This window comes from Streptomyces mesophilus (assembly GCF_011044995.1).
In the GTDB taxonomy this organism is placed as follows: domain Bacteria; phylum Actinomycetota; class Actinomycetes; order Streptomycetales; family Streptomycetaceae; genus Streptomyces; species Streptomyces mesophilus.
Genome location: NZ_JAAKZW010000097.1, coordinates 20597 through 28101, shown reverse-complemented (window position 1 = coordinate 28101; position 7505 = coordinate 20597). Strand labels below are relative to the sequence as shown.

The following is a 7505-nucleotide window of genomic DNA, read 5'->3' as shown; positions in this document are numbered from 1 at the left end:
ATACTTGTGCGCGTGGGGGAATGGGGGGTGGCCCGATGGGTGTGCGACTCATGGTGGTCGACGATCACCGTCTGCTGGCCGAGGCGCTCGCCTCGGCCCTGAAACTGCGCGGGCACCGGGTGCTCGCCGCCGCGGCACCGGCCGCGGGGGCGGCCGAGCTGGTGGTGCAGCGGGCGCCCGAGGTCTGTCTGATCGGTACATCCACACCCGCCGAGCCGGGCATGTTCGACCCGATCGTGAAGATCAAGCGGGAGCGTCCGCAGGTCGCCGTCGTGGTCCTGGGCCCCGTGCCCTCACCCCGCGGCATCGCGGCCGCGTTCGCCGCCGGCGCCTCCGGATACGTACGGCACGACGAGCGGATCGAAGGCGTCGAGCGCGCCATCATGAAGGCCCGCTCCGGCGAGGCCGCGGTCGCGCCGTCGCTGCTCCAGGGCGCGTTCGCCGAACTGCTCAACCCGGCCGCGCAGCCCGACGACGAGGGCCAGCGCCTCCTGCAGATGCTCACCCCGCGCGAGGTCGAGGTCCTCGTCCGGGTCGCGGACGGCGAGGACACCCGGCTGATCGCGGCGGGCATGGGGATCGCGCCGAGCACGGCCCGTACGCATGTGCAGCGTGTCCTGATGAAGCTGGGCGTCGGCTCGCGTCTTGAAGCGGCGGCGCTCGCGGCCCGTACGGGGCTGCTCGACCGGGCGGGCCCGGTCGGCGGTGTGCCCGCGGCTCCGGAGCTGCCCTCGATCAACAACTCCGGTCACGTATAAGGCTTTTCGGCCTTACGCCTGCTCGGCGGCGTATCCGGTGAAGTGCCGCCAGGCGTCCGGACCGACGTGGAAGCCGGGGCGGCGGGTGTCCTTGGAGTCGCGGATGTGGATGGCGGTGGGGCAGGGGGCGATTTCGATGCAGCTGTCGCCTTGGGTTCCGCTGTGTGTCGACTTGCGCCAGTCCAGGGCTACTTCTACGCAGCTGTCGCCCTCGGTGCCGCTGTAGCTGCTCTTGAACCAGGCGAGTTCCGTGATGCTCATGGTGCTCCTCGCATTCGCTCCAGCAGGCTCCGGGAGTCTTCGGGGGTGAGGGCCTGCGAGCGCAGTGTCGCATAACGGTCGTGCAGTGCGGCTGCCTCTTTCGGGTCGGCGATCAGGCGGCCGTTCTTCTGCCCCTCCGAGTAGGCAAGGCGCCGTTGGTCCGCTGTTTCCAGGAGCTGTATCGGCCCGTCCAGCGCCGCATGCAGCAAGGAGCGGACCGGCATGATCTGCAGGACGACATTGCGGGGCTCCGTACAGGCCAGGACATGGTCCAGGAGCGGGCGGGTCACGTCAGGTCCGCCCAACTGCCGCTGGAAGATGTGCTCTTCGATGATGAAGCTGAACGACGTGCGCTGCCGCTCCCGGAGCAGGCGCTGCCGTTCCATGCGGGCGGCCACCTGCGCTTCGAGGCGGGCGTCGTCGAGCGGGGGCTGCGCGTTGGCGAACACGGTCCTGGCGTAGGCCTCGCATTGCAGCAGGCCCGGCACCAGACGGCATTCGTACGTGTCGAGGCGCGTCGCCTCCTGTTCCAGTTTCGCCCACTGGCGGAACCACGCCGCCAGTCCGGGCTGCCGGGACAGGTGCTGTGCAGAGCGGCGGAGGGCGCCGGTGTTGCCGAGCGCCAGTTCGGCGCGGTCGACGAAGTCGCGGTCGGGCATCCGGCGGCCCAACTCGATGGAGACCACCGTGTGTTTGGAGAAGCCCACGCGGGACGCGAACTCCTCCCGGCTCAGCCCCGTGTGCTCCCGCAATGCGTGGATGACCGCACCGAAGGTCCGCAGACTGTCCGACGGGTCCGGCTCCTCGTACTCGGAGTGCATCAGAACCACCTCCCGTGACAAAGCGTCACGGGTCACCCTGCGTACTGTCTACAGTGCGTGCGTGTACGGTCGCGCACCGTACACGCTTCAAGGCTGGCCGCCGGGCCTCGCACCCCGGGACCGTAACCCCATGACCACCCACCAACTCCCCGCCACCGCCCGCACCTTCACGCAGCGTTTCTCCGGCACCCGCCGGGGCGCTCGCCTCGCCCGGCTGCTCGCGGTCGAGCAACTGCGTTCCTGGGACGTACCGTTCGGCGACGCCGAAGCTGTCCTCGCCGAGCTCGCCGCCAACGCCGTGCTGCACGGGCACGTCCCCGGGCGGGACTTCGAGGTGCGGCTCGTCCTCGGCGCGGACACGTTGCGCATCGAGGTGGACGACACCCGCCCGGACCGGCACCCCGACGAACAGCCCCCGTCCCCGGACGGTGAGTCGGGGCGGGGGCTGCTGATCGTCGGTGCGCTGGCCGGGAGTTGGGGCGTCGTCGAAGGTCCGGCGCCGCGCAAGACGGTGTGGGCCGAGCTGCCGCTCGGCGGCCGGTCCGGGGGAGTGGCCGAGGTGGGCGTCAGCGCACCCGCCGCGCCCCCGCGGCCGGGACCGCCGTGAAGACCCGCGGTTCCGTCAGGCCGTGCGAGGCGAACGCCTCCACCACGGACTTCGCCACCTGGTCCGAGGAAGGCTCCTCGACCAGGACGATCGCGGAGCCGCCGAAACCGCCGCCCGTCATCCGGGCGCCAAGGGCCCCGGCCGCCACGGCCGAGTCGACTACCAGGTCCAACTCCGGGCAGGACACGCGGAAGTCGTCGCGCAGTGAGGCGTGGCCCTCGACGAGGACGGGGCCGATGGCCCGTACATCGCCCGCGTCCAGGAGCGAGATGACCCGCTCCACGCGGTGGTTCTCCGTGACGATATGCCGTACCAGGCCGCGTATCTCGTCGCAGGAGAGCCGGTCGAGGGACTCCGGCAGCGAGGCGAACGGAACGTCCCGCAGCGCGGAAACCCCCAGCTCCGCGGCCCCTGCCTCACATCCGGCCCGCCGCTTGCCGTACTCGCCCTCGCTGTGGGAGTGCTTCACCTGGGTGTCCACGACAAGCAGCCGCAGCCCGAGCGAGGCCAGGTCGAAGGGCACCTGGCGCTGGGAGAGGTCGCGGGTGTCGAGGAACAGGGCGTGCCCGGCCGTGCAGCAGGCCGAAGCCGTCTGGTCCATGATCCCGGTGGGCGCGCCCACGTAGTCGTTCTCCGCGCGCTGGCACAGGCTGGCCAACTGCTGGCGTTCCAGGCCGAGTTCGAACAGGTCGTTGAGCGCGAGCGCGACCACGACCTCGAGGGCCGCGGACGAGGAGAGCCCGGCGCCCGTCGGCACGGTCGACGCGAGATGGACGTCCACTCCGCCCACCGCGTGCCCGGCGTCCCGCAGCGCCCACACCACGCTCGCCACATAGTCCGCCCAGCCCGCGGACGCGCCCGGCGCGGGGTCGGCCACCACGACCGGCTCGCCCGGCAGATCCGCCGAGTGGGCCCGTACCGCCGTATCGGTGCGCCGTCCGAACGCCGCCACCGCGGTGTGCGGCAGCGCGAAGGGCATCACGAAACCGTCGTTGTAGTCGGTGTGCTCACCGATCAGGTTCACCCGGCCCGGTGCTTCCCAGACCCCCTCGGGCTCGTACCCGTAAAGACGGCCGAACTCCTCCGCCACACCTGCCATGTGAGCTTCACCCTTCCCGGGACTGCGCGAAAGCCCACGCATCGGCGACGATCCCCGCGAGGTCCGCGCGGGACGGAGTCCAGCCGAGCCGCTCGCGGGCGGCGTCGGCGGAGGCGACGAGGACGGCGGGGTCGCCGCCGCGGCGCGGGGCCACGACCTCGGGGATCGGGTGGCCGGTGACCTGGCGGACGGTGTCGATGACCTCGCGTACCGAGAAGCCGTTGCCGTTGCCCAGGTTGCAGATCAGATGCTCGCCCTCGCGCGGGGCGCCGAGCGCGAGCAGATGGGCCTCCGCGAGGTCCGCGACGTGGATGTAGTCGCGTACGCAGGTCCCGTCCGGCGTCGGGTAGTCCTCGCCGAAGACGGAGATCGCCTCACGCTTGCCCTGCGCGACCTGGAGGACGAGGGGGATGAGGTGCGACTCGGGGTCGTGCCGCTCCCCGCAACTGCCGTACGCACCGGCCACGTTGAAGTACCGCAGCGAGACCGCCGCGAGCCCGTGCGCCGCGCACTCGCCGGTGATCATGTGGTCGACGGCCAGCTTCGAGGCACCGTACGGATTCGTCGGAGCGGTGGCCGCGGTCTCGACGATCGGGACCTCGGTGGGCTCGCCGTACGTCGCGGCCGTGGACGAGAAGACCAGCTTGCGCACCCGTGCCGCGCGCATCGCGCCGATCAGCGCCATGGTGCCGCCGACGTTGTTGTCCCAGTACTTCTCGGGCTTGACCACGGACTCGCCGACCTGCGAGAACGCGGCGAAGTGCAGCACGCCGTCGAAGGAGGAGTCCAGCCATTTGGCGGCGTCGCGGATGTCACCCTCGATGAACTCGGCGCCCGCCGGCACGCCTTCGCGAAAGCCCGTGGAGAGGTTGTCGAGCACGACCACCTGGTGCCCGGCCTCAAGAAGGTGCTGAGCCACCACGCTGCCGACATATCCGGCGCCACCGGTGACTAGATACTTGCCGTACTGGCCGCTCATGAACTAGCTACCTCTCGCAGTCGCTCGGCCGCGGTCTCCGGCGGCACGTCGTTGATGAACACGCTCATGCCGGACTCGGAACCCGCGAGGAACTTCAGCTTGCCGGAAGTACGGCGGATGGTGAAAAGCTCAAGGTGGAGGGCGAAATCCTCCCGTTCCACGCCGTAGGCGTCGAGGGCGGTGAACGGCGCCTGGTGCCATGCGGAGATGTACGGGGTCGGCGGCTCACCCGGTCCGAAGATCCGGTCGAACCTGCGAAGAAGTTCCAGATAGATCTGTGGGAACTCGGTGCGCGCCGCTTCGTCGAGCGCCAGCAGATCCGGCACGCGCTGCTTCGGATAGAGATGGATCTCGTACGGCCAGTGCGCGGCGTACGGCACGAACGCCACCCAGTGCTCACCCTCGAGGACGACGCGGCTCCCGTCGGCGAGCTCGTCGGCGACCAGCTCGTCGAAGAGGTTGCCGCCTTCGCGGGCCTTGTGCGCGCCCAGCGAGCGCAGCATCAGCTCCGTGCGCGGGGTGATGTCGGGGTATCCGTAGATCTGTCCGTGCGGGTGGCCGAGGGTCACCCCGATCTCGGCGCCGCGGTTCTCGAAGCAGAAGACCTGCGCGACGGACGGCAGATGCGACAGCTCGGCGGTCCGGTCGGTCCAGGCGTCGAGCACGAGCCGGGCCTGCTCGGGGGAGAGGTCGGCGAAGGACGCGTCGTGGTCGGAGGTGAAGCAGACCACCTCGCAGCGCCCGGAGTCCCCGGCCAGCGAGGGGAAGCGGTTCTCGAAGACCACCACGTCGTAACTGGAGTCGGGGATCTCGCTGAGCTGCCCGTCCTTCGAGGGACACAGCGGGCACTCGTTCGCCGGCGGGTGGTAGGTGCGGGCGTTGCGGTGCGAGGCGATGGCGACGAAGTCGCCGAGCAGGCGGTCCTCGCGGATCTCGGACGTGGTGGCGACCGGGTCGAGCGGACGCCGGTCGACGGCCTCGCGGACGACGTCGTCGCGCAGGTCGTAGTGGATGAGCTCACGACCGTCGGCCAACCGCGTCGAGGTCTTCTTCACTCGGGCTGCTCCTATCGCACCCATCAAACAGAACCGAACACAACAAACCACAAGCCAACAGATTGGTCAACGGGCGGGGTGGGTTCGCGCGCGGGGTTTCGCGGGGGATGCCGAGCTCCTGGCGCGACGCCTTCGATCACGAACGAACAAAGAACACCAAGGACCCCCTTCAATTTCCGAACGCGGAGGCGTAGGTTCCGGTCCGATACGTTCGCGCAACGAAGCGAGACTCCCCCATGCAATACCTCGCCGAAGGGCTTCGGCTCCCCACCAACGGGCTGGACTACGCGATCCTGGCGATCTACTTCGCCGTCGTGCTCGGCATCGGGTTCGCCGCCCGGCGCAGTGTGAAGACCAGCCTCGACTTCTTCCTGTCCGGCCGCTCCCTGCCCGCCTGGGTCACGGGCCTCGCCTTCGTGGCGGCCAACCTCGGCGCCACCGAGATCCTCGGCATGGCGGCCACGGGTGCGCAGTACGGCGTGGCCGTCGTGCACTGGTACTGGATCGGCGCCATCCCGGCCATGGTCTTCCTCGGCCTGGTGATGATGCCGTTCTACTACGGCTCCAAGGTCCGAAGCGTGCCGGAGTTCCTGCTCCAGCGTTTCGACAAGAGCGCACATCTGCTGAGCTCGATCCTGTTCGCCTTCGCGTCGATCCTGATCGCCGGCGTCAACCTGTACGCCCTGTCGATCGTGGTCGAGGCCCTGCTCGGCTGGCCGCAGTGGGTGTCCATCGTCGTCGCGGGCTTCTTCGTCCTCGCGTACATCACGATCGGCGGTCTCTCCTCCGCGATCTACAACGAGGTCCTGCAGTTCTTCGTGATCCTCGCGGCGCTCATACCCCTGACGCTGCTCGGCCTCAAGCGGGTCGGCGGCTGGGACGGTCTGACCGACTCGCTCACCAAGCAGTACGGCGACAACTTCCTGTCCGCCTGGGGCGGTACGGGCATCGGTGACGCCAACCCGCTCGGCGCCAACTGGCTGACCATCGTGCTCGGCCTCGGCTTCGTGCTCTCCTTCGGCTACTGGACCACCAACTTCGCCGAGGTGCAGCGCGCCCTGTCGGCCAAGAACCTGAGCGCCGCCAAGCGCACTCCGCTGATCGCCGCCTTCCCGAAGATCTTCATCGTCTTCATCGTGATGATCCCGGGCCTGGTCGCCGCCGTGCTCGTCCCGAAGATCGGCACCGCCGGTTCGGACCTCACGTACAACGACGCGATCCCGCTCCTGATGCAGGAGTTGCTGCCCAACGGTGTGCTCGGTATCGCGGTGACCGGTCTGCTGGCCGCGTTCATGGCGGGCATGGCCGCGAACGTCTCGTCCTTCAACACCGTGTTCACCGCGGACATCTGGGCCAAGTACGTGGTCAAGGACCGTGAGGACACGTACTACTTGAAGTTCGGCCGGCTCATCACCGCGATCGGTGTCGTGGCCTCCATCGGCACGGCCTTCCTGGCCTCGTCGTTCTCGAACATCATGGGGTACCTGCAGACCCTGTTCTCGTTCTTCAACGTCCCGATGTTCGTGGTCTTCATCATCGGCATGTTCTGGAAGCGCGCCTCGATGAAATCCGGTGTGTGGGGACTGCTCGCCGGTACCTCCGCAGCGATGATCAACTACTTCGTGATCTACAAGCAGGGCATCATCGACATCCCCTCCGACCAGGGCGCCAACTTCGTCTCCGCGATCGTCGGCTTCGTCGCCGGCGCGCTGGTCATGGTCCTGGTCACGCTGTTCACGGCGCCCAAGCCCGAGGCCGAGCTCGCGGGTCTCGTGTACGGGACGACCTCGCCCGGTATGCAGGAGGCGCCCGAGGAGGGCGACAGCGCCTGGTACCGCCGCCCGGCCCTGCTCGGCTGGGGCGCGATCGTCCTGGCCGCCGCCTGCTACATCCCGTACTCCTTCTAGATTCGATCGGAGGCATAG

General features: G+C 69.1%; 8 protein-coding genes. 3 read left to right on the top strand and 5 right to left on the bottom strand.

Annotation, left to right across the window (positions count from 1 at the left end):
- Positions 1–35 precede the first annotated feature (35 nt).
- On the top strand, positions 36–758 hold the full coding sequence (locus tag G6045_RS22135) for a helix-turn-helix transcriptional regulator (RefSeq protein WP_165333787.1): 723 nt from the start codon (positions 36–38) through the stop codon (positions 756–758).
- Positions 759–770: 12 nt separating this feature from the next.
- Here G6045_RS22135 and G6045_RS22130 read toward each other — a convergent pair whose 3' ends face one another.
- Together G6045_RS22130 and G6045_RS22125 are read right to left on the bottom strand one after the other, a co-directional pair.
- Positions 771–1019, bottom strand: a complete 249-nt coding sequence (locus tag G6045_RS22130) for a DUF397 domain-containing protein (RefSeq protein ID WP_165333786.1) — start codon at positions 1017–1019, stop codon at positions 771–773.
- A complete protein-coding gene (locus G6045_RS22125) occupies positions 1016–1840 on the bottom strand; it encodes a helix-turn-helix domain-containing protein (protein WP_165333785.1) in 825 nt (274 codons plus the stop codon). Before G6045_RS22125 ends, G6045_RS22130 begins: the two co-directional genes overlap by 4 nt.
- A 130-nt stretch (positions 1841–1970) precedes the next feature.
- Between G6045_RS22125 and G6045_RS22120 the strand changes: the two genes are divergently transcribed.
- Positions 1971–2447, top strand: a complete 477-nt coding sequence (locus G6045_RS22120) for an ATP-binding protein (RefSeq protein WP_235968169.1) — start codon at positions 1971–1973, stop codon at positions 2445–2447.
- Here G6045_RS22120 and galK read toward each other — a convergent pair.
- From galK to galT, 3 genes are read right to left on the bottom strand one after another with little or no spacing between them, the layout of a single operon-like run.
- On the bottom strand, positions 2407–3546 hold the full coding sequence (gene galK / locus G6045_RS22115; protein ID WP_165333784.1) for a galactokinase: 1140 nt from the start codon (positions 3544–3546) through the stop codon (positions 2407–2409). The two genes, G6045_RS22120 and galK, sit on opposite strands and share 41 nt — an antisense overlap.
- A gap of 7 nt (positions 3547–3553) precedes the next feature.
- A complete protein-coding gene (galE, locus tag G6045_RS22110) occupies positions 3554–4525 on the bottom strand; it encodes a UDP-glucose 4-epimerase GalE (protein ID WP_165333783.1) in 972 nt (323 codons plus the stop codon).
- A complete protein-coding gene (gene galT, locus G6045_RS22105) occupies positions 4522–5580 on the bottom strand; it encodes a galactose-1-phosphate uridylyltransferase (protein ID WP_165333782.1) in 1059 nt (352 codons plus the stop codon). Before galT ends, galE begins: the two co-directional genes overlap by 4 nt.
- 236 nt (positions 5581–5816) lie before the next feature.
- Between galT and G6045_RS22100 the strand changes: the two genes are divergently transcribed.
- Positions 5817–7487 (top strand): sodium:solute symporter family protein, encoded by a 1671-nt coding sequence (locus tag G6045_RS22100; protein ID WP_165333781.1) that lies wholly within the window; start codon positions 5817–5819, stop codon positions 7485–7487.
- Positions 7488–7505 lie beyond the last annotated feature (18 nt).

Coding starts and splice junctions, on each gene's coding strand:
- G6045_RS22135 (WP_165333787.1), top strand. CDS start 36: ATGGGTGTGCGACTCATGGTGGTCGACGATCACCGTCTGCTGGCCGAG.
- G6045_RS22130 (WP_165333786.1), bottom strand. CDS start 1,019: ATGAGCATCACGGAACTCGCCTGGTTCAAGAGCAGCTACAGCGGCACC.
- G6045_RS22125 (WP_165333785.1), bottom strand. CDS start 1,840: ATGCACTCCGAGTACGAGGAGCCGGACCCGTCGGACAGTCTGCGGACC.
- G6045_RS22120 (WP_235968169.1), top strand. CDS start 1,971: ATGACCACCCACCAACTCCCCGCCACCGCCCGCACCTTCACGCAGCGT.
- galK (WP_165333784.1), bottom strand. CDS start 3,546: ATGGCAGGTGTGGCGGAGGAGTTCGGCCGTCTTTACGGGTACGAGCCC.
- galE (WP_165333783.1), bottom strand. CDS start 4,525: ATGAGCGGCCAGTACGGCAAGTATCTAGTCACCGGTGGCGCCGGATAT.
- G6045_RS22100 (WP_165333781.1), top strand. CDS start 5,817: ATGCAATACCTCGCCGAAGGGCTTCGGCTCCCCACCAACGGGCTGGAC.